General features: G+C 44.9%; 20 protein-coding genes. 13 read left to right on the top strand and 7 right to left on the bottom strand.

The features are described from left to right. Positions 1 to 21: 21 nt before the first annotated feature. The 3 genes from Q8W40_RS26420 to rarD all read right to left on the bottom strand — a co-directional run bounded on the left by Q8W40_RS26420 (position 22) and on the right by rarD (position 2539). A complete protein-coding gene (locus tag Q8W40_RS26420; RefSeq protein WP_305401507.1) occupies positions 22 to 687 on the bottom strand; it encodes a LysE family translocator in 666 nt (221 codons plus the stop codon). A 63-nt stretch (positions 688 to 750) separates the two neighbouring features. Continuing rightward, on the bottom strand, positions 751 to 1551 hold the full coding sequence (locus Q8W40_RS26415) for a helix-turn-helix transcriptional regulator (RefSeq protein WP_305401505.1): 801 nt from the start codon (positions 1549 to 1551) through the stop codon (positions 751 to 753). A 94-nt stretch (positions 1552 to 1645) separates the two neighbouring features. Next, a complete protein-coding gene (gene rarD / locus Q8W40_RS26410) occupies positions 1646 to 2539 on the bottom strand; it encodes an EamA family transporter RarD (protein ID WP_305401504.1) in 894 nt (297 codons plus the stop codon). Positions 2540 to 2756: 217 nt separating this feature from the next. On the opposite strand from rarD, the gene recQ reads away from it, so the two are divergent. From recQ to Q8W40_RS26395, 3 genes are all read left to right on the top strand, one after another. Then, the gene (gene recQ / locus Q8W40_RS26405; RefSeq protein ID WP_101111420.1) at positions 2757 to 4595 is read left to right on the top strand and encodes an ATP-dependent DNA helicase RecQ; all 1839 of its coding nucleotides are present in this window, start codon (positions 2757 to 2759) and stop codon (positions 4593 to 4595) included. Between the two features lie 71 nt (positions 4596 to 4666). Then, positions 4667 to 4981, top strand: a complete 315-nt coding sequence (locus Q8W40_RS26400; protein WP_305401502.1) for a DUF3630 family protein — start codon at positions 4667 to 4669, stop codon at positions 4979 to 4981. Positions 4982 to 5222: 241 nt separating this feature from the next. Further along, positions 5223 to 5888, top strand: coding sequence for a 7-cyano-7-deazaguanine/7-aminomethyl-7-deazaguanine transporter (locus Q8W40_RS26395; RefSeq protein WP_305401501.1), 666 nt, complete (start codon positions 5223 to 5225; stop codon positions 5886 to 5888). A 108-nt stretch (positions 5889 to 5996) separates the two neighbouring features. Here the strand turns inward: Q8W40_RS26395 and Q8W40_RS26390 are convergent, their stop codons facing one another. Both Q8W40_RS26390 and Q8W40_RS26385 read right to left on the bottom strand, forming a co-directional pair. Then, entirely contained in the window at positions 5997 to 7106 is a 1110-nt protein-coding gene (locus Q8W40_RS26390; protein ID WP_305401500.1) for a Gfo/Idh/MocA family protein, read from the bottom strand. Positions 7107 to 7171: 65 nt separating this feature from the next. Beyond that, positions 7172 to 7906, bottom strand: a complete 735-nt coding sequence (locus tag Q8W40_RS26385) for a GntR family transcriptional regulator (protein ID WP_126609982.1) — start codon at positions 7904 to 7906, stop codon at positions 7172 to 7174. 329 nt (positions 7907 to 8235) lie between these two features. Here Q8W40_RS26385 and Q8W40_RS26380 point away from each other — a divergent pair, with 329 nt between their 5' ends. The 4 genes from Q8W40_RS26380 (at position 8236) to Q8W40_RS26365 (ending at position 12535) form a co-directional block, all read left to right on the top strand. Continuing rightward, positions 8236 to 8769 carry a TRAP transporter small permease gene (locus tag Q8W40_RS26380; protein ID WP_305401499.1) on the top strand — a complete coding sequence of 178 codons (534 nt, stop codon included), beginning with the start codon at positions 8236 to 8238 and terminating at the stop codon, positions 8767 to 8769. A 3-nt stretch (positions 8770 to 8772) separates the two neighbouring features. Beyond that, positions 8773 to 10062 (top strand): TRAP transporter large permease, encoded by a 1290-nt coding sequence (locus Q8W40_RS26375; RefSeq protein WP_305401497.1) that lies wholly within the window; start codon positions 8773 to 8775, stop codon positions 10060 to 10062. 157 nt (positions 10063 to 10219) lie between these two features. Continuing rightward, entirely contained in the window at positions 10220 to 11263 is a 1044-nt protein-coding gene (locus tag Q8W40_RS26370; RefSeq protein WP_370693438.1) for a TRAP transporter substrate-binding protein, read from the top strand. A 291-nt stretch (positions 11264 to 11554) separates the two neighbouring features. Then, positions 11555 to 12535: a TauD/TfdA family dioxygenase gene (locus Q8W40_RS26365; RefSeq protein WP_305401496.1), complete on the top strand. Its 981-nt coding sequence runs from the start codon at positions 11555 to 11557 to the stop codon at positions 12533 to 12535. 72 nt (positions 12536 to 12607) lie between these two features. Here the strand turns inward: Q8W40_RS26365 and gppA are convergent, their stop codons facing one another. Both gppA and rhlB read right to left on the bottom strand, forming a co-directional pair. Beyond that, positions 12608 to 14101 carry a guanosine-5'-triphosphate,3'-diphosphate diphosphatase gene (gene gppA, locus Q8W40_RS26360; RefSeq protein WP_305401495.1) on the bottom strand — a complete coding sequence of 498 codons (1494 nt, stop codon included), beginning with the start codon at positions 14099 to 14101 and terminating at the stop codon, positions 12608 to 12610. Positions 14102 to 14119: 18 nt separating this feature from the next. After that, positions 14120 to 15421 (bottom strand): ATP-dependent RNA helicase RhlB, encoded by a 1302-nt coding sequence (gene rhlB / locus Q8W40_RS26355; RefSeq protein ID WP_305401494.1) that lies wholly within the window; start codon positions 15419 to 15421, stop codon positions 14120 to 14122. A 112-nt stretch (positions 15422 to 15533) separates the two neighbouring features. Between rhlB and trxA the strand changes: the two genes are divergently transcribed. The 6 genes from trxA (at position 15534) to fre (ending at position 21426) form a co-directional block, all read left to right on the top strand. Continuing rightward, entirely contained in the window at positions 15534 to 15860 is a 327-nt protein-coding gene (gene trxA / locus Q8W40_RS26350) for a thioredoxin TrxA (protein ID WP_126609978.1), read from the top strand. Between the two features lie 205 nt (positions 15861 to 16065). Then, on the top strand, positions 16066 to 17325 hold the full coding sequence (gene rho / locus Q8W40_RS26345) for a transcription termination factor Rho (RefSeq protein WP_101111407.1): 1260 nt from the start codon (positions 16066 to 16068) through the stop codon (positions 17323 to 17325). A gap of 108 nt (positions 17326 to 17433) precedes the next feature. Beyond that, a complete protein-coding gene (locus Q8W40_RS26340; RefSeq protein WP_305401491.1) occupies positions 17434 to 18435 on the top strand; it encodes a hypothetical protein in 1002 nt (333 codons plus the stop codon). Between the two features lie 121 nt (positions 18436 to 18556). Further along, on the top strand, positions 18557 to 20434 hold the full coding sequence (ubiD, locus tag Q8W40_RS26335; protein WP_305401490.1) for a 4-hydroxy-3-polyprenylbenzoate decarboxylase: 1878 nt from the start codon (positions 18557 to 18559) through the stop codon (positions 20432 to 20434). Then, positions 20431 to 20703, top strand: coding sequence for a 2Fe-2S iron-sulfur cluster-binding protein (locus Q8W40_RS26330; protein WP_004399134.1), 273 nt, complete (start codon positions 20431 to 20433; stop codon positions 20701 to 20703). Before ubiD ends, Q8W40_RS26330 begins: the two co-directional genes overlap by 4 nt. 9 nt (positions 20704 to 20712) lie before the next feature. Then, on the top strand, positions 20713 to 21426 hold the full coding sequence (gene fre, locus Q8W40_RS26325) for an NAD(P)H-flavin reductase (RefSeq protein WP_104402997.1): 714 nt from the start codon (positions 20713 to 20715) through the stop codon (positions 21424 to 21426). Positions 21427 to 21726: the final 300 nt, after the last annotated feature.

Here is a 21726-nt window from a genome sequence, read left to right as displayed (position 1 = left end):
AATGTACCAGATTTGCTACGCCTAAATTCCAGAAGTGAATACGTTACTCAAAACTTGATACAAAATACTGAGTCCAATTCCTGTAAATATCAGCCCACATAATCCATCAATGTATAGCGACATGCGTTTCAATTTTGTTTGAAAACGAGCCGTAGAAAGCATCCATGCGAGCGCCGAAAACCAAGCAAAGGAAAGGCTCCATAAGATAAGAAGCGCTGCGCTTTTTCCGCTTAATGACATACTAGCAGGGATAAGTGAAGACATAAGACTAACAAAGAAGACCAACGCTTTCGGATTTAAAATATTAGTGATAAATCCGCGTAAAAAGGCTTGTTTACGATTACTTAGCACCATATTGGGTGTCGAGGTATCTTGGGATATAGCTTGATTCCTATATTGAAAGACAAATCGAAGTGCGCCCAAGCCTAGATACAGTAGGTAACTACCCCCTGCGACTTGCAACAGTTGAAAGACAGAAGGGTGCTGGTGAACAAGGTAACTAACGCCGGTTAGGCTGAAGATCGAGTGCAATAGAATGCCAACGGAAAGCCCAAATGCAATGTAGACGCCAGTTTGCCTACCATGTCGGCTGGCATTTTGAACCACAAGTGCAAAATCAGGTCCTGGGCTCAAAAGCGCTATAAAATGGACCGTTGCAAGGGTGAGCAATAGGGTAGTTTCATTCATCTAACAGACTCTAGAGTGCAAAGAACGCCATTATCATAAATGGATACCAAGAGGTCTTGTAAATTAGTGACACTGAACTTGACTGGGTGTCATGGCATAGGTAGTTTTAAAGGCTTTGATGAAGTGGGCTTGATCGTAAAACCCAACTTGTATGGCGACATTGATGCTATTGACCCCATGCAACAGTAAGCTAAGTGCTTGTTCCATTCTCAACCTCATTAACCAAGCGTAAGGTGTTATTCCCATACTGGCTTTGAAGTGGCGCTGGAATTGAGAAGGTGTTAGTTCACACATATCGGCCAAAGCCTTTAATCGTATGGGCTGATCAAGGTTCCCCATCAAGTATTCACGCAGAGATTGAATCGTTGTCTTGCCTAAAGGCAAAGCAACTCCAGGCTTTAGGCTTCCATATCGATCCAACATGCTGCCGAAACCTTCGAAAGGCAAACAATCTTGCGCAAGCTGGCAGACTCTATTGTGCATAAGTTGTGCGTGAAGGAGGGATAATTGGTGGAAAAGTGTAGGATCGCTAATGATCAACTGAGTAAAGTGTGTCATTGCTTGTTTATTGCCCAGATCCAGTTGATCTGTAAACCATTCTGGTTTCACCGAAAACACTTTCACTTGATAGCCACTTTGCAACTCTGAATGACCGTCATGCATTTCATCTGGAGGCATGACAATAATCTGCCCTTGACCAACTTGATGACGGCTACCTGAATGGTTAAAGTTTTGAACACCGCGCTGAATCAACCCGATATGAAAGTCGAGGTGGTAATGGCGAGAAAAGGCAAACTTTTTATAATTGGCGTCTATCAGTTGGATACTCGGATCACTAGATAGAGAGTATTTAACGTTGTCCATCACTTAAGTCGGTTCAATAGAATACAAAATAGCTGGTTGCTTTATCTACACTAAAGCATAACCAGCGTATTGTTGTCTTGTAAAAAACGGACAGTTAGTGTTTTTTCCGACCATTTCGAATTCCGTCGAAACTGAATACCACCAAAGAACTCCATATAAAGCCAAAGGTGACGGCTTTATCGAGTGTAAATGCTTCTCCGTATACCAATACGGCTAGAAGGAACATTAAGCTTGGACCAATATATTGAAAAAAGCCCAATGTCGAGAGCTTGATGCGGGTCGCTGCTCCCGTAAAGCATAGAAGGGGGAGAGTGGTGACTACGCCAGCAGCCAACAACAGAAGATTTAGTGTTAATGTATTGCTGCTCAAATCTGATGTTGCACTGTCTGCAATGAATAGGACATAGATAGCGGCGGCAGGAAGCATCACCATGGTTTCAATAAACAGACCAGTTTGCGCTTCCATATTGATTTTCTTTCTAAGTAAGCCGTAAAAACCAAAACTAAAGGCAAGCGCAATGGCGACGACGGGAACAGAACCAAAGACCACGAGCTGAACGATCACACCAATTGTGGCGAGTGAGACGGCAAACCATTGTAGCTTTCTTAGGCGCTCTCCAAGAAAGATCATTCCCATAAGAACGTTAAGAAGAGGGTTAATGTAATACCCTAAGCTGGCATCCAGCATGTGATCCGCATTGACCGCCCAGATAAAAATTAACCAGTTAACACCGACCAGAACCCCTGTCAGGGCAAGTAAACCCAAACGCTTTCTATTTTTAAGTACAGTGACGACAGAATGCCAACTTCTTCCTATGTGCAGCAATATCGCTAAAAACACAAACGACCAAATTACCCTGTGGCTTAGGATTTCCAAAGCAGGGACATTATCGAGTGCTTTAAAGTAGATGGGTGCAATGCCCCACATGGTATAGGCAAGTACAGCTAATATGCCGCCTTGGCGTGACCTTTGTTGCTCTTCCGTCATTCTTATCTTTCACGTTTCCGTAACAGAACGTTACATTTAGAGGAAAAACACAGTATATCGATAGCCTTGTTAATGCCCTAGCAATTTAATTGTCCTTTAGGGATATTTTCTGCGCACAGAATTATCTCCAGCAAAGGTTAATTTAAGTTTAATTAACCGTTAAAGCGCTCTACAATATGACGCTTTGCCGCAATCCAATTGTCCCTCAGAGAACCGAATGTCCGACTCCGCTCTAGCTCAGCCGATAGATCCAGAAACCAACAGTGCCATCAAGGTATTGAATGATGTTTTCGGTTACCAGTCATTTAGAGTTGGTCAGGAAGAAGTCATCGATTCGGTGCTCGATGGCAAAGACAGTTTGGTGATCATGCCAACGGGTGGCGGAAAATCTCTGTGTTACCAAATCCCTGCATTGGTAAAAGAAGGGGTGACGCTGGTGGTGTCGCCTTTGATTTCCCTGATGAAAGATCAAGTTGACCAGCTCAAAGCCAACGGTGTCGCGGCCGAGTGTATCAATTCCTCTATGGAGCGCGATACGCTGATCAGCGTGTATAACCGAATGAACTCTGGTCAGTTGAAGCTAGTGTATGTCTCACCAGAACGTGTCCTGACACGGGATTTTCTAGAAAGGCTCGAACATTTAAAGCTTTCGATGATCGCGGTCGATGAAGCGCACTGTATTTCCCAGTGGGGACACGATTTCCGCCGAGAATACGCTGCGTTGGGGGAGCTTAAGCAGCGTTTTCCTTATGCGCCGATCATGGCTCTGACGGCGACAGCGGATGAAGCCACCCGCAAAGACATCATTTCTCGGCTTCAACTTGACGAGCCGCTCGAATACCTTGGCAGCTTTGACCGCCCTAATATTCGTTATACATTGACGGAAAAGCACAAACCCGTATCGCAAGTCATTCGCTTCCTTGCCACACAGCAAGGTCAGTGTGGGGTTATCTATTGCGGTAGCCGAAAGAAAGTCGAAATGCTGACGGAAAAGCTGTGCAACAACCACATTCGCGCTGCCGGTTATCATGCGGGTATGGATGCTGATGAGCGCGCCTACGTACAAGACGCATTCCAGAAAGATGACATTCAGGTCGTTGTCGCAACCGTGGCATTCGGAATGGGCATCAATAAACCCAACGTTCGCTTTGTGTTGCACTTTGATATTCCGCGAAACATCGAATCCTATTATCAGGAAACCGGTCGGGCAGGGCGGGATGGATTACCTGCGGAAGCAATGATGCTTTACGATCCAGCGGATATTAACTGGTTACGTCGGATGTTGGATGAGAAAGACGACGGTCCTCAGAAGCAGGTTGAATCTCACAAGCTCAATGCCATGAGCGCGTTTGCTGAAGCGCAAACATGCCGCCGTCAGGTATTGCTTAACTATTTTGGTGAATACAGCGAAAAGCCATGTGGTAACTGTGATATATGCCTTGATCCACCTAAACATTTTGATGGCATTGAATCAGCGCAGAAAGCCCTATCTTGCGTATATCGTGTTAATCAAGGTTTTGGTATGGGGTACGTGGTTGAAGTACTGCGCGGTATGCAAAACATTCGTGTACGCGAAAATGGTCACGATAAGCTTTCGACGTATGGGATTGGACGTGAACACAGCCACGACTACTGGGTGAGTATCATTAGGCAGCTTATTCACAAAGGGTTGCTTACTCAAAACATTACCCGTAACTCAACTTTGCAGCTTACCGAAGAGGCTCGTCCCGTTCTACGTGGTGAACAATCGCTAGAACTCGCGGTGCCAAGGCTGGATACGGCGGCTCGTACAGCGAAATCGGACAAGATGGTGAACAAGCATTACGATAAAAAGCTGTTTGCCAAACTACGCAAGCTGCGTAAGTCCATTGCTGACGAAGACGGCTTACCACCATACGTTGTTTTCAGTGATGCCACCTTAATAGACATGGCGGATATTCTGCCAACTTCTTATGGTGAAATGCTGGCGGTGAATGGTGTTGGTCAAAGAAAACTGGAGAAGTACGCCGATCCATTTTTGGATTTGATTCAAGAACATCTGACTAACGGTAGCTAATAAAAGTAATAGCGAACATCAAGTGGATGTAAAACAAGGTTCTCGCGGGTAAACAAGAAGTGACTAATGACATGAATACAGATTACGGTTTGGTGGAATATCAGAAAGAGCAGGGTCGAATCATTATCCGAGCACCGCGATTCGATTATGATTCTTTTCCTGAACTTGGCGAGGCGCTAGTAAAAACCTTGTCTGCTGATGTGCTTGAAAAGCAATCGGATGCCGATATTCATTCATGGCTCATCGACTTTGAAGGGTGCCAATTGTTTTTAAGAGCAGAGCATTACAGTGAATCATTGTGGTTGGAAGTTCTTTCTAAGGAAGACAACAGTGAAGACCTCGATTACCTTGCTGGTCTATTCCAAAAAGGTTTCAATATTCTTTAGTGCAACGTTTCCTATCATTCTATTTGAGACTGCGTAGGGGAGCATAGGTATTGAATGTTTCACATGAAACACTCGATTTAAACCGATTTTCTGGTTTATTGCAGTTAAACGATTGCCTAATAAATCATCTATTGCACCGCCTTCAAGTTGCAGTATAATCCCCACCCTTAATTCACAGTCATGAAGCATTTTGCTTCGATTTGGGTTCCCTCACCCCCAAATAAAACGAAAAAGGTACAATATGAGTCACTTTACCCCTGCGCAGCAGCGCAACGCCCTTTTCTTTTTGGTTCTATTCCATCTGGTCATCATTGCATCTAGCAACTATTTGGTTCAGCTACCCTTTACCATATTCGGTTTTCATACCACTTGGGGCGCGTTTACGTTTCCGTTTATCTTCCTAGCAACCGATTTGACCGTGCGAATTTTTGGTGCTGCGTTGGCTCGGAAAATCATTTTCCTTGTTATGTTGCCTGCATTAGCGGTGTCCTACCTGTTATCAGTCGTCTTCTTTGAAGGTCAATTCCAAGGTTTTGGGCAGCTTTCCGAGTTTAATTTGTTTGTTGCTCGAATCGCCATCGCGAGCTTTATGGCATACATGCTAGGCCAGATTTTGGATGTGCATGTATTTAACCGCCTACGTCAAATGAAAGCATGGTGGGTTGCCCCAACTTGTTCGACGCTTATTGGTAATGCTTTGGATACACTCGCGTTTTTCTCTATCGCTTTTTATCAAAGCAGCGATCCTTTTATGGCAGAGCATTGGACTGAAATAGCGCTGGTGGATTACGGCTTTAAGTTAGTTATTAGCTTAGGTTTATTCGTGCCGATGTACGGAGTTCTGTTGAATTACATTGTGAAGAAGCTAACGTTTGTAAAGCCTGAGCTGGAAACGCAGCAAGCGTAAACGTATTTTTGTTGGTACAAATTTCAAAGAAAAAGGAGCGTTGGCTCCTTTTTTGATTTTTGTATTTGTAGGTTGGGTATAGAAACCATTATCACAGGGTTTGTTGAATTAAAATGCCCAGCCGTTATCAGTGATATCAACTGCTTTACCTTGCGCTATCGATTGCTGCGCAGCGAGTCCTATGATGACGGCTTTTAAGCCATCTTCAACCGTGACTTCTACCTTTCCATTTTCCGTGATTGCTTGATGGAACTTTTGATGCTGGTAGAACGTCGATCCATTGTGGTCGCCAGCTTCGAGTAATTCTGGGTCGACAGGGATATCGATTTCTTCAGGTCCTGAAGGTGTTCTTGGCGAAATCACAACTTTAGGGGTAGGTGGGTCGCCAAGTTCTGTATTCCAAAAACGGGTTGGACCAGGTACAAAAGCTTCTACTTTCCCTTGGTTCCCTACTACGGAAATCTCTTCTTGATAACGTGAGCCTTCGGCAAACATACAGAGTTCCAACATGGCACGCTGACCATTGGCAAAATCGACAATGACATACGCATTGTCGAGGATATCGGGTGTTTCACCGCGATACTGTTCATCAATATGGTTGTGGTGTTGGCTACCAGAAGCATAGACGCGAACCGCTTCACTTTGCGTTTGCAGGCGCATTAAATCGAAAAAGTGGCAGCATTTTTCAACCAATGTCCCCCCCGTATTCCGGTTAAAGCGATTCCAATCGGCCACTTTTTCTAAAAAGGGAAAGCGATGTTCACGGATACTCAGCTGGCTTACGCGACCAGTTTGGTTGTTATTGATGAGTTCGAGAAGCTTGGTAATAGGTGGCATGTAGCGATATTCCATTGCAACCCAAAGCGGAGCTGCGTGTTTCGCTACCGCTAAACGAACTTGGTGTGCTTGCTCTAGCGATGTGACGATAGGTTTTTCAACCAATATGGGTAAACGAGTGTGTTCGATTACTTGCAGTAATTGATCGGCATGGCAATGGTTAGGGCTGGCGATCAATATGGCATCGATATCCTGACGGTCAAGAAGCGATTCGGTCGATGGCTCGAAGTCAATAGAGCTGTCCAGTACATGAATGGCTGTTTTCATCTGTTCGTCAGGTTCAAAAACAGCGGTAATACTGGCACCAGGCAATAATAGAATATTCCGAATGTGCTCTTGTCCCATCATACCGCATCCAATGATGGCGTATCGAATTGCCATATCAACTCCTTTTGACTTTTGAGGCTTTGCCTCAAGAGCATCGAGAGCCCTTAAGACATATAATCTTAAGACATGCGTGAAACGTAGTGACAGGTTTCAGGGTTAAACCAAGTTCTGGAATACTCTTCAACCTTTTCATCATCTGACCAACTGATACGCTCAATCCAGCCGATCATTGTGTGTGTGGGAATACCTAAAATATCGGTTGCCCATTGATCCGCTTGTTTAACACTAATGCGGTCTTCCACACGGCTTATCCAAAAATTGAAATGTTCACGGTAATGCCGGTAAAGAGATTCATCTAACTCATCTGGGCTAAGGGAATCGCAGTGTTCAGCACGGATCCACATTTCTTCTGCCGCTATGACCGTATTATTGAGAAATCGTTGACGTTCTATTCGCCAAAAGTAGCTATCTTTTGCTGCCTCAAAGTGTTCAGCGACATCGGGGTTTTGCTCTTTTCGCACCGTTAGCGTGTTGGCATGTGGTGTACCGCCACCTTCAAGAAGCTCCAAGCGAAATAGTTGGTAAATGGCTTCTTTTGGTGGGCTTTTGACATACGTGCCGCTGCCTTGGCGACGTTCCAGTAGACCGTCTTGTTCCAGTAGAGCAAGCGCTTTTCTCAGAGTGCCAACCGCCACCTTCAACTCTACCGCCAATTCCGCTTCTACTGGCAGCCTTTCGCCCGCTCTCCAATGACCAGCATTGATTTCACGAATCAGTAATTCACTGACCTGAACGTACTTTGGGCGCTTCTTTTGTTTGCTCTGTCCTGTATTGGACTGAAAATCAATAGCCATTATTTTCTCGAATTTTCCGCAGTTTGTAACTAGTTTGAATTAAAACAGATACTCATTTTTGCATCAATTCATTTACATTTGATTTACATGTTGAGAATACACTGTTAGGGTAATCTTGCAAACTAAAAAAATAAATGAATTGTGAATGAAAGTGATTTTATTCGGACTGGGAAGCTAAATGCCAGAGGTTAAAGCGATTTTAACCTGATAGAGCCTTTGTGGTGAAATATGTGATGTTCAACCATTTTCGTATTCTTAACCTCTTCTTTTTCCGAATGTCACCCACGTTACAGTAAAAGCTGATAACGGATTATCGCTGGAGAGGGTCAATGAAGAAGGTGTTGCATGGAAGCTTGCGGCTTCTGGAAGCTGTCAACAACCGCATGATTTGGGCGGGTCGTCAAATCGCTTGGGTTCTAGTGTTTGCAATGGTTGCTACTATTCTATTGCAGGTATTTTGTCGTTACATACTCTCGAACGCATTACCTTGGCCGGAGGAAGTGGCAAGGGCATTGATGATATGGATGATGGCATTTGTTGCTGCGGGTGCTTATCGAACGGGAGGGTTTGTTGCGATAGAAATGCTCCACGACTTTGTTCCCAGTAAGGTGGCACAGCTGCTCAAGCTCACTTTATTGGTCCTTTCTGCGTTGGTGTTGTTCCAACTATCTAGCCTCGGCTTAGAATTTTTTGAGCGAGGGTTTCGTACCCGTGCCGCTTCTTTTCAATTATCTCGCGCTTGGATTTACCTCGCGATGCCCGTGTGCTTCATTACCATGTTGATGGTGAATGTGGAGCTTATTCTTAAGAATATTTTAGGTGTTAGCGTTCCATCGTCCGACACTGAAGCGGCGAGGGGGTAAGTGATGCTCGTTCTCTTTTTACCTTTATTTTTGGTTCTTCTCTTAATTGGGCTGCCTGTTTTCTTTGCAACGCTGTTTGCCCCCGGTGCAATGATGCTTGCGTTGGATATGGACCGCGATTTGCCCCTGCTATTTCGAAACATTTACAACGGTATTGATTCATTCCCTTTGATGGCTATTCCGTTTTTTATGTTGGCGGGCGAATTGATGAATCGTGGAGGCATTACTCTTCAACTGGTTAACTTTTCTCAAGCTTTCATTGGGCATGTGAGAGGCGGATTGGCACACGTAAATATTATGTCGAGCATGCTTTTCGCAGGGCTATCGGGGTCTGCGGTAGCCGATACTTCTGCCTTGGGTTCTATGCTGATCCCCGCGATGGAGAAGAATGGTTACTCGCGGCGCTTTGCGGCTGCGATTACCGCTGCTAGCTCTGTGATTGGTCCTATTATTCCACCGTCTGGCATCATGATTATCTACGCCTACACCATGGAAGTGTCGGTTGCTGCCTTGTTTGCGGCGGGTGTGGTCCCTGGTGTGTTGATTGGTTTGGCGTTGATGGGAGTCACAACATTATTGGCGAAAAAGCACAACTTCCCTGTAGCGAGCCAAAAGTCAACGTGGCCAGAGCGCGGGCAAGCAACTCGCGCTGCGATTCTACCTTTAATGACCCCCGTGATTATTTTGGGTGGAATTGTGGGAGGAATCTTCACCCCCACGGAAGCGTCTGCCATTGCAGTGGGTTATGCGTTATTCCTAAGTCTTTTCATGCTCAAAACCATAAACCTAAGAGACTTACCCGAGATATTTGCTCGCTCAGCGTCGTCTTCGGCCGTAGTTCTTCTTCTCGTAGGCTCTGCATTGGCATTCAAGACTGTGGTGAGCTTGTCTCACGCGGCGGAAGATTTGGCTGGATGGGTTTTGGCCATCAGTGATAACCCACTGATTTTACTGTTTGCCATTAACATCTTGTTGTTTGTTGTGGGTATGTTTTTAGATGCCGGTCCCGCCATCATCATTCTCGGTCCTATTCTCGCCCCTATCTTTATCTCTATTGGAATAGACCCTGTGCACTTTGCGATCATTATGAGTGTGAACTTAACCGTTGGGTTAGCCACACCACCTATGGGGCTGGTGTTGTTTGTGGCTTCGAGTGTGTCGGGGGAAAGGGTGGAATCTATTGCCAAGGGGATACTTCCGTTCTTGGCCGTCGAGGTTTTGGTTATTTTTATCATTACCTTTTTCCCATCCGTTTCCATGACCATTCCAAAATGGCTTGGATTAGTTCAATGAATTTGAGGTCAGCCTTATGGGTGACCTTAATGTTTGACCGTAAGGTCTGAAAGTGCTGCTGCTGAGGAAAGCGATAACAATAAGCCCAGTGCGCAACACGTAAAACAGGAAAGTGAAACATTCAAAAGGATAAGAAATTATGAAATTTGCTAAAGCGATGGTGAACAGTCTTGCTGCTCTGGTTCTTGCGTCGTCGATAACTGCTGCTCAGGCTGCAGATTTTCGATTAAGAGCCGTAGCCAACTCAAATGAAAACGATGAAGACTATGATGGTTTGGTCGTGTTTAAAGATTTTGTGGAATCGCGCTCTAATGGAAAGATCTCGGTGGACTTATTCATTGGCACTCAATTATGTGGCAACGGCACTGAATGTGTACAAGCGCTGGAAGATGGCTCTATCGATATTTATGTGTCCACATCGGGTGGTACCGCAAATATGTTCCCTTACGTGCAAGTGCTCGACCTACCTTACATCCTATCAAGCGACCGAGTTGCTGAAGAAGTGCTAAGCGGTCAGTTTGTGCAGGAAATGCGCAGCGACATTTTGAAAGATTCGGGCAACAAAGTCCGCTTGATGACCATCGGTAATACGGGGGGGTGGCGTAACTTTGCGAACACAAAGCGCACGGTGAAATCCCCAGATGATATTAAAGGATTGAAGATACGTACCGTTGTGGCTGATTTACCTCAGGAGTTGGTGAAATCTCTGGGAGCAAGCCCTACACCAATCCCATGGCCAGAGCTTTATACATCATTCCAAACGGGCGTTGTGGAAGGGTCTAAGAACGGTATTACCGACATTATGGGTATGAAGTTCCCAGAAGCAGGGCTGAAGTACGTAACACTCGATGGTCATGCTTACATGGCGGCATTGTGGTTTATGAATAACGAGCACTTCAGCAAAATGCCAGAAGATCTACGTAAAGTGGTTGTGGATGGGTTTTATGCACTCCAACAAGCGACATTTGCCTCACCTAAGCGCAAATCCATTAAAGCTTATCAAGATTTCTCAAAGGCAGGCGGAAAGCTTTATGTGCCTAGTAAAGCGGAGAAAGATCAATTCAAAGAAAAGGCACAGCCAGTGTATCAATGGTTCTCTAAGAATGTGAAACAAGGCAAGAAGTACTACGAGCTCTTGGTCTCAGAAGCGGGTAATGCCGAAAAAGCCATTGCCGATACCTACGCTGCTGAATTGAAATAGAAATACTCCTGCCTCTCCACCAAGCGCTTTTCGACAGAAAGCTCGATTGGGTTTGAATAAAGTGGAGAGGTCTTTTGCTTGTGTAGCGGACATCGCTACCCATACAGCCACTCTTATAACCCAGGTCACCAGACCCTAGTCATCTAGCCTGTTAATTCTGAAAATACGATATGGCGTATATCGTATTTCGTGATCAGGATGTAAATTCATTCACAATTGATTTACATTTATATGGGGTGTGATAGGGTGGTTATAATTCATTCACTATTGATTTATTTATTGGAGAGAAGAATGACTTTGAATATTGGAAATATACCGGAGCAAAAAAGCGTTAATGGGCGCGCGTTTCCTTTGGTTATTCTTCCACCTGATGATGCTGTCGCTTTAGAGCCTACCGCCATGTTGAATTGGTTTTCTGGTGTAAAAGAAGCGGTTCACGAAAAACTGATTACGCACGGCGCGATACTATTACGAGGATTTCCGGTACAGGATGCGGATTTGTTTGAGCAGCTCCTGAATCAATCAGACTACGAAAACATGCCTTACATTGGTGGGGCAGCGCCTCGCGTCCAGGTCACACAATCACGAATTGTGACGGCTAACGAAGCCCCAGCGACCGAAAAAATACCGTTTCATCATGAAATGGCACAAACGCCCAACCCACCAGGGTACATTTTCTTCTATTGCGATATCCCTTCAGAAACTGGCGGTTCTACGTCCATCCTTCACTCTTCTGAAATATGCCAACGATTTTTTGATATTGCCCCTGAGTTTGCAGAAAAAATCGAGCAAGAGGGTGTTCGATATGTGCGTTACATGCCAGAGGTAACCGATAACTCATCTCCTATTGGACGTTCATGGAAAGAAACTTTTCATGTAGAAACACGCGAGGAATGCGAAGTGAAGTTGCGTGAACATGAAATGGACTGGCAATGGGGAGAAAAAGGCGTACTGAAAACAGAAACCTCTATTTTACCCGCAATTCGATTTGACGAAGAAACGCAGAAAAAAACATTCTTCAATTCTATTGTTGCCGTGTTTGACGGTTGGAATGATAGCCGGAATGTTTCAACCAAGGCGGTGACCAGTGGTAGTGGAGCACTAATGGACGCAGAAGTCATGGAGAAAACCAAATCTGCTATGGAAGAACTCAGTGTTAACTTTCGCTGGGAAGCAGGGGATGTATTGTTAGTTAACAACTACACCGTTTTGCATGCAAGGCAGCCTTTTACCGGAAAGAGGCGCATACTGGCTTCTGTTGCGATTAAGTAAGGTTGCGTTTACCAAAAGAAAGCCTCGCATGATGCGAGGCTTAGACATTTCAATAGGCTCTAGTGAAACAAACTAGCACGCTTTGATTGCAAGCGGCCACCCCATATCAGATTGTCTATTCGATTCAATCTCTAGCTCAGCCTTAGTAAGGGGATTGCTCTCCAACCATTGTTTGTCTACACACAGTTCGAGCCTGTCACCCTCTGCATTCAATGTGACTCTTGGTTGAAGTTCGGAGCATCGCCTGTGCGTCAGCAATACGGCTAACCTGAGTAATCTCAGTACTCGTTTGGCACTTTGACCCGATAATGCATGCTGTTCTGGTAAAGAGCTTACTTGCTCTCTGTATCGTCTGGCGAGTTCAGCCAATAAGTGTTTCTGCGCGCGGGTGAAACCCGGCAAGTCTAAGTGCTGTAGTAAGTACGCACTATGCTTTCCACCACATTTGTAGTCGATAGTCAGCCCAACTTCATGAAGCTTCGCAACAGAAGATAATAGATAGTGAGCTTGTGGTTCAGCAATCCAATCTTCGCCACCACATTGCTTGAGGAGCTGGCTTGCTGAATCAGCGACTAATTCACCATATTCGGAATCAAGCTGGTAGCGAGACTGTACGCTGGCAATGGTTCTGGTTCGAATGTCGTCTTGACGCATTTCTGCCATCATTTCGTACACCATGCCTTCGCGAAGTGCGCCACCAGCGAGGGTCATTGACTCTATCTCTAGAAGCTCAAAGATCGCGATTAAGATGGAAAGACCACTTGGGAATACCAATGCTCGTTCCAGTGTTAGACCATCAATATCCAGCTCTTCTAGATGATCCGCCAACATGGCTTGCTTCTGTAGACGTTTTAATTTGGCATGGGTGATCACTTCATCCATGCCTTGTGCCAGCATGATTTCTTGAAGTGCCTGCACGGTACCGCTCGCTCCAACGCATACGTCCCAGCCGATGTCCTTATACTGCTCTAGAATCGGTGCTAGGGTGTGTTTGGCGGCTTCAATTGCGGTATTGAAATTGGTTATGGTTAATTGTCGGTCTTTAAAATGCTGCTCAAGCCAAGTTACGCAACCCATTTTCAAGCTGGTGAGTGCTTTTGCATCAAATCCTTCACCAATAATCAATTCCGTACTAGCACCACCAATATCAACAACCAATCGGCGACCTAAACCGCCTGAAGTATGAGCTACCCCTTTATAGATAGTGGCAGCTTCTTCTTCACCGGCAATGACATTGATGTCGTAGCCTAAAATATCATTCGCCTTTTCTAAGAAAACATCCACATTTGTTGCGGTACGCAATGTCGCGGTTCCAACGATGCGAATGTTCTCTGGCGATATATCTTGCAGCCTTTCTGCAAATAAACTGAGGCAATCCCACCCTCGCTGCATGGCTTCAGTGCTAAGTCTATTATCCTTATCTAACCCAGCGGCCAAACGCACTTTGCGTTTGATTTTGGCCATGGTTTGAACGCTGCCATCAATATGACGCACAACGAGCATATGAAAACTGTTCGACCCGAGGTCGATAGCAGCGTAAAGCGGCGAAGTAGCTGACTGACTCATAAATATTTGCTGTGTTCCTTAAGACTGATGACGAGGTGCTCTTGGGCGCGAATGGCGCTTGCGGTTACCGCCGTGTTTGTTTCCACCAGTGTTGGTGCGACGCTGCTGCATTTGTTTGTGACGCAAGCGAAGCGGAGCCGGTAGATGTTCAAGTAATGCGCTAGCATCGTAATCTGACACAGGGATCGGGTGCTCGATGTAGTCCTCGATAGCAGTCAAATTGATGGCGTACTCTTCACATGCAAAGCTAATTGAGTGACCACTTTCGCCCGCACGACCTGTACGGCCAATTCGGTGCACGTAATCTTCACAATCGTCCGGCAAGTCGTAGTTAAAGACGTGTGTCACTTGAGGGATGTGCAATCCACGCGCGGCAACATCGGTGGCAATCAGTAGATCAACATGACCTTGTGTGAATTGCTCTAGAATACGTTCACGCTTCTTCTGCGGTACATCACCCGTTAGCAAACCTACGCGGTGTCCATCGGCAGCTAGGTGACCCCAAATGGATTCGCACTTGTACTTGGTATTGGCAAATACAATCGCACGATCTGGCCACTCCTCTTCTATCAACGTCTGAAGCAAGTTCATCTTATCTTCGTTAGACGGGTAGAAAAGCTCTTCTTGAATGCGGTGACCTGTTTTTCTTTCTGGTTCTACAACAACATGCTCTGGATTGTGCATGTGTTCGAAAGCCAGTTCTTGCACGCGGTATGACAATGTTGCTGAGAACAGCATGTTTAGCCTGTCTTTAGGCTCTGGCATACGACGGAACAAGAAACGAATGTCTTTAATAAAACCGAGATCAAACATACGATCGGCTTCATCAAGAACAACAGCTTGGATGTTATTAAGATTGAAAACACGTTGCTTGTAGAAATCGATGATACGACCTGTCGTACCGATAAGGATATCGACACCTTGTTCAATGGTCGCCAGTTGCTTGTCGTAGCTTTCGCCACCGTAAGCCAAAGCAATCTTAACGCCAGTCGACTCCATCAAGGGCTTAGCATCGTTATGGATCTGGATAGCAAGCTCTCGGGTTGGTGCCATCACGATCGCACGTGGTTGCGATGGATTGCGACCTTCGTGTTCAGGCGTTGTCAGTAAATGATGGAAAGTAGCAGTAAGAAACGCGAGGGTCTTACCAGTGCCCGTTTGGGCCTGGCCTGCAATGTCTTGGCCGGTGAGCAGTACCGGCAACGCCAAGGCTTGAATAGGGGTACAAAACTCGAACCCTTTTTTATCAAGCCCTTCAATGATTTGGGGGTGTAAATCCAAATCGGCGAACTTTTGCTCTGTGATATGCGTCTTTTTCATGGGTATAGAATATCAGCTTAAGCTTGCATTACGAAAGTAAATACATTCCAATAGGGCATCTATTTACTGGTTATCATCCAACCAGTTCCTGAAAAACACAACGGAGTGGAAGATGAGTGACAAGATTTTGCAGCTTACAGATGACGGTTTTGAACAAGATGTAATCCAAGCTGCAGGTCCAGTTCTGGTAGATTTCTGGGCAGAATGGTGTGGTCCTTGTAAAATGATTGCTCCAATTTTGGACGAGATCGCAGACGAGTACGAAGGCAAGCTCACTATCGGTAAGCTAAACATCGATCAAAACTCGGGTACGCCACCAAAGTTTGGTATCCGCGGTATTCCAACGCTACTTCTATTTAAAGATGGCAGTGTTGCAGCGACGAAAGTTGGCGCACTTTCTAAGACTCAACTGAAAGAGTTTTTAGACGCTAATATTTAATAGCGAATGCAAACTTAGTCATAAAACCGTGCTCCACATCTAGATGCACGGTTTTGATTTTTTTTAATGGCTAGACTAGGCTTGATTTTAGTGCTAATTTGTCGTACGCTAATTAAGCAAATGTTCATTTCTTGGTCGATCCTGTGACCAAATCTCTCTAACTAACACAACAGATCCTATTTTGACTAAACAAGTATCCACTACTATGAACCTGACAGAACTGAAGAACAGACCTGTGTCTGAGCTCGTGAAACTAGGTGAAAGCCTGGGTTTAGAAAACCTAGCGCGTTTAAGAAAACAAGACATTATATTTTCCATCTTAAAGGCTCACGCAAAAAGTGGTGAAGATATCTTTGGTGATGGGGTTCTGGAAATTCTTCAAGATGGGTTTGGTTTCTTACGTAGTGCCGACAGTTCTTATCTAGCTGGTCCAGACGATATCTATGTTTCACCAAGCCAGATTCGTCGATTTAATTTACGCACTGGTGATTCCATTGCAGGGAAGATTCGACCACCTAAAGACGGTGAACGCTATTTTGCCCTTCTAAAAGTCAACACAGTCAACCACGACAAACCAGACAACGCTCGCAACAAGATCCTTTTCGAAAACCTTACTCCTCTTCATGCCAACGAACGTATGGTAATGGAGCGCGGCAATGGTTCTACCGAAGACATCACTGCACGTGTTTTGGATTTAGCCTCACCAATCGGTAAAGGTCAACGTGGTCTTATCGTTGCTCCGCCAAAAGCGGGTAAAACGATGCTTCTTCAGAACATTGCACAAAGCATTGCGCACAATCACCCAGAATGTGAACTGATGGTTCTTCTGATTGATGAGCGTCCGGAAGAGGTAACTGAGATGCAACGCCTAGTAAAAGGTGAAGTGATTGCATCGACGTTTGATGAACCTGCTTCTCGCCATGTTCAGGTAGCTGAAATGGTTATCGAAAAAGCTAAGCGCTTAGTAGAGCACAAGAAAAACGTCGTCATCCTTTTGGATTCCATTACACGTCTAGCACGTGCATACAACACCGTAGTACCTTCGTCGGGTAAAGTCCTGACTGGTGGTGTAGACGCCAATGCATTGCACCGTCCAAAGCGTTTCTTTGGTGCAGCGCGTAACGTAGAAGAAGGTGGTAGTCTGACTATCATTGCTACAGCGCTAGTGGATACGGGTTCTAAGATGGATGAAGTTATCTACGAAGAATTTAAAGGTACAGGTAACATGGAATTACACCTGAACCGTAAGATTGCTGAGAAGCGTGTTTTCCCTGCAATAGACTTTAATCGCAGTGGTACTCGTCGTGAAGAGCTTCTAACGAAAACGGATGAGCTTCAAAAGATGTGGATTCTCCGCAAGATAGTTCACCCAATGGGTGAAATCGATGCAATGGAATTCCTTATCGATAAGTTGGCAATGACCAAAACAAACGATGAGTTTTTCGACGCGATGCGTCGACAGTAAAATACGTTAATATTGTTTAACAAAACACCACCGACTCAGGTGGTGTTTTTGTTTGCGTCTCATTCATAATGGTTGCAAAATAGACGAAATCGTTAACAGGATGTTAATATGCAACAAGGAATGTTGGCATGGTTTATATCTTTACTTCTGCTGTTTTCTCCATTGTCAGCAAAAGAGCTGTCACATGAGGAAGCCCAGCAGTGGGTTCTAGACCAGCAAGTTCTGAATAAGGCTGATGAGCTTTATCAGTTAGTTTTGAAAGATGAAGTCAGTTCTTTGGATTTTTCTTTGCAAAGGCTTAGTCTGCCTCAGCAAGATGTTGTGCGTTTTCTGCTATTAGAGCATATGGAAGACCAAGAGATTATTCTCACCTCCAAGATGGCTAAGTTTGTTCAAAAACAAATTGGTCGCCCTTCGCCTTATAAAGTGCGTAAGCAAGGCGACGGCTATGAATTCTCTGTTCCCGCGTTTGACTCCAGTGCTGTCGCCAGCCGCTTACTGAAGCGTTGGCATAGCGACCAACAAATTTTGACCTTTATCCTTAAAGCAGAGCAACTCGATCTGGTTTTGTCTCAGTGGTTAACGGAAGGAGGGAGTAAGAAAAATAAAGAAAGAGAAGCGTTGTTGGTCCGTGAATTAGACGGTTTATCTCCTAAGGCGCTGGACTACCTTATAAAGCAAATCACACAAAACCCGATCACCAATTGGCTTCCTTCTACTCAAGTGGTCGTGCGTATGGCTCAAGTTAGCGAAGATCCAGAGGTCTATAAGTTGCTATGGCGCATGAAAGCGGATAGTCACAGTAAGTCAGAATTGAAGCGATTGGTCAAAATCAAAAGCGAGTTTTCACTTCAGCAACTCATGCTTGCGAGTGATAACCCATCACTGCATGATGCTGCGTTGGATGAGTTGACACGCTTAGACCCTATTCCGTTGGAAGTAAAAACTTTTCTGATTAAGAAGCTCAAGCAGTCAAACGATGCTTCTATTGTCGCTCGCAACCTTGTTAAGCACGGACACAGGGGGTGGGTTGAGCAATTAGCTGAAAATCATCGAGGCTTGAATACCAAATCATTGCTTCAAGTGCTTTCGGGAACAAAAGACAAATAGAATTGCTCTTAGATTCCGCTATTCACGTATCTATCCCTGCCGAGAGTTTATCGGTAACGAGAGTATATTGCATTTGTCTTTGATATAATGCGCGCAATTTAACCTGTCACAAGAAAGGTCTATGAGTTTTAAGGATTTACGCGATTTTATTGAACACCTTGAAAATGAAGGTTTATTAAAACGCATTACTCACCCGGTTGACCCACATTATGAAATGACCGAGATCAGCGATCGCACTTTGCGCGCTGGTGGTCCTGCCTTATTGTTTGAAAACCCGATTGGCTATGATATTCCAGTATTAGCGAACTTGTTTGGTACGACCGAGCGAGTGGCGATAGGAATGGGGCGCAGTGACGTATCCGAGTTACGAGAAGTTGGGAAATTACTGGCTTACTTGAAAGAACCAGAACCGCCTAAAGGATTTAAAGACGCCCTAGATAAACTCCCAGTCTTTCGACAAGTATTGAATATGCCAGCAAAGCGTTTACGAAATGCACCTTGCCAGCAAATTGTTTGGTCTGGGGATCAAGTCGATTTAGACAAAATTCCAGTGATGAGCTGTTGGGCTGAAGACGTTGCACCACTTCTCACTTGGGGGCTAACGGTTACGAAAGGTCCGAGCAAAAAGCGCCAGAACCTTGGAATTTACCGTCAACAAAAGCTGAGTAAGAACAAAGTTATCATGCGTTGGCTTGCCCATCGTGGTGGAGCTCTGGATTTACGTGACTGGATGGAAGCGAACCCGGGTAAACCTTTCCCCGTATCGGTTGCATTTGGTGCGGATCCAGCAACCATTCTTGGTGCTGTGACTCCCGTACCTGACACTTTATCTGAATATGCCTTTGCTGGTTTACTTCGAGGTAGCAAAACCGAAGTCGTAAAATCGGTCAGTAATGAACTTGAAGTACCAGCCAGTGCAGAAATTGTATTAGAAGGCTATATAGACCCAAATGAATATGCCGACGAAGGACCTTATGGTGACCACACGGGATACTATAATGAAGTGGAGAAACACCACGTCTTTACGGTAACTCATGTGACGATGCGCGAAAACCCTATCTACCACAGTACATACACAGGTCGTCCGCCAGATGAACCCGCAGTATTAGGGGTTGCGTTGAACGAAGTGTTCGTACCTATTTTGCAAAAGCAGTTCCCAGAGATTACGGATTTCTATCTGCCACCCGAAGGCTGTTCTTATCGAATGGCCGTCGTGTCTATGAAGAAACAGTACCCAGGACATGCCAAGCGCGTCATGATGGGAGTTTGGTCCTTCCTTCGTCAATTCATGTATACCAAGTTTGTTATCGTGGTTGATGAAAGTGTAGATACTCGTGATTGGAGTGAAGTGGTTCGTGCCATGACAACGCAGATGGATCCTGTCCACGACACTGTCATGATAGAAAACACACCGATAGACTCATTGGATTTTGCTTCTCCAGTGGTTGGGCTTGGGTCAAAAATGGGATTGGATTCCACCATCAAATGGGAAGCTGAACTGTCGGTTTCATCAAAACCGAAAGAGAACATGCCTGAGACGGAAGTCGTCGATAAGTTAGTGTCTCAGTTCAAACAAAAACATCCAGAGCTGATTGATCTGCATTTGCCTGAAGCCGCAAATGGTAGAAGCATGGCAATTGTGAGCATCAACAAAACGGAAGCCTGGCAAGGTCACCGTTTGATGAACGCACTATGGGAAGAGTTTGAGGCGCATATCCATCTTCAATACATCATCATTTGCGATGAAGACGTGAATGTAAGAGATTGGAATGATGTTATATGGGCGATTACTACGCGTATGGACCCAGCTCGTGACACGCTGATGAAGCAAGAAGCCAATCAGCAAGAAGCCAATCTTCCAACGACCCAAATGGGGCTAGATGCTACCAATAAAGTCGAAGGAGAAGAGACGCAGCGTGAATGGGGTCGACCAATTAAGAAAGATCCTGCGGTAGTCGCAAAAATTGATGAGATTTGGGATCAACTAGGAATAGAATGACTCAAACTGTCACCATAATGCCCCAGCAATGGGTATTTGAAGTTTCTACTGGGCAAACAATACTGGAAGCAGCGCTCAACAATAATTATCGCTTCCCGCATCGTTGTACAGTAGGCGCATGTGCCATGTGTATGTGCAGAAAATTAGAAGGGGAAGTCAGCTATCACCTTGAGCCTATGCTTACGGAAAAAGAAATAGCTCACGGTTGGATCTTCCCATGTCAGGCATACGCCGAAAGTGATTTACTGCTCACGTTCGAAAGTGAGTAAGAGGAAACCATGACAATTAAATGCCAAGTAAAGTCCATTGAGCCTTTGGCGTGCAACACATACCAAATTTTATTGCACCCAGAAACACCAGTCAGCTTTAAAGCAGGTCAGTACCTGTTGGTTGAAATGGGTGAAAAAGACAAACGCCCATTTTCAATCGCAAGTAGCCCTTGCCGCCATGAAGGAGAGCTCGAACTGCATATCGGTGCTGCGGAACACAACGCTTATGCAAGTGAAGTTGTCGAAGCAATGCAAAAAGCACTGGAAGACGGCAGCGAGATCGCAATAGATGCACCACATGGTGATGCGTGGGTACGTGAAGAGAGTACTAACGATCTGTTACTGATAGCTGGTGGAACCGGATTTAGCTATGTGCGCTCTATACTTGACCATTGCGTCAGTCAAAAATTGAATAACACCATCCATCTATATTGGGGTGCGAAAGATGAATGCCAGCTCTATGCTAAAGAAGAGTTGGTTGAAATCGCAAATGCTCACAGCAATGTTCACTTCGTTCCTGTAGTAGAAGAAGCAGATGCAAATTGGTCTGGTAAGTTAGGCAATGTGCTTCAAGCGGTAGAAGAAGACTTTAATAGTTTAGAGAATGTAGATATCTATATTGCAGGTCGTTTTGAAATGGCCGGCGCAGCAAGAGAGCAATTTACTCAATCTAAACAAGCTAAGCGAGATCAGATGTACGCTGACGCGTATGCATTTATCTAATTAGTAGAGATAAATGAAAGAAAAAGAGGGTTTTTTAACCCTCTTTTTTCGTTTTTGATGGATTATTCATCGAAAACGCATTTTTTTCGATTTTTTATCAAAAAGGTCTTGCGCACTTCATTAATCTCCCTATAATGCCGCCTCACTGACACGGCAGACGCCACAAGGCTTCAGCAGTGTTAGAGAGGTGAAAAACTTCTGAGAAAATAAATTTGAAAAAGTATTTGACTCTTCAAATTATCTCGCTAGAATGCACCTCCGCTTTGAGAGAAAAACTTCTCGAAAAGCAACGCTCTTTAA

The sequence above is a fragment of the Vibrio penaeicida genome (genome assembly GCF_030689305.1).
Taxonomy (GTDB): domain Bacteria; phylum Pseudomonadota; class Gammaproteobacteria; order Enterobacterales; family Vibrionaceae; genus Vibrio; species Vibrio penaeicida_B.
Note: the sequence above shows the minus strand (reverse complement) of the source record. Positions and strands in the feature narration are given on the sequence as shown.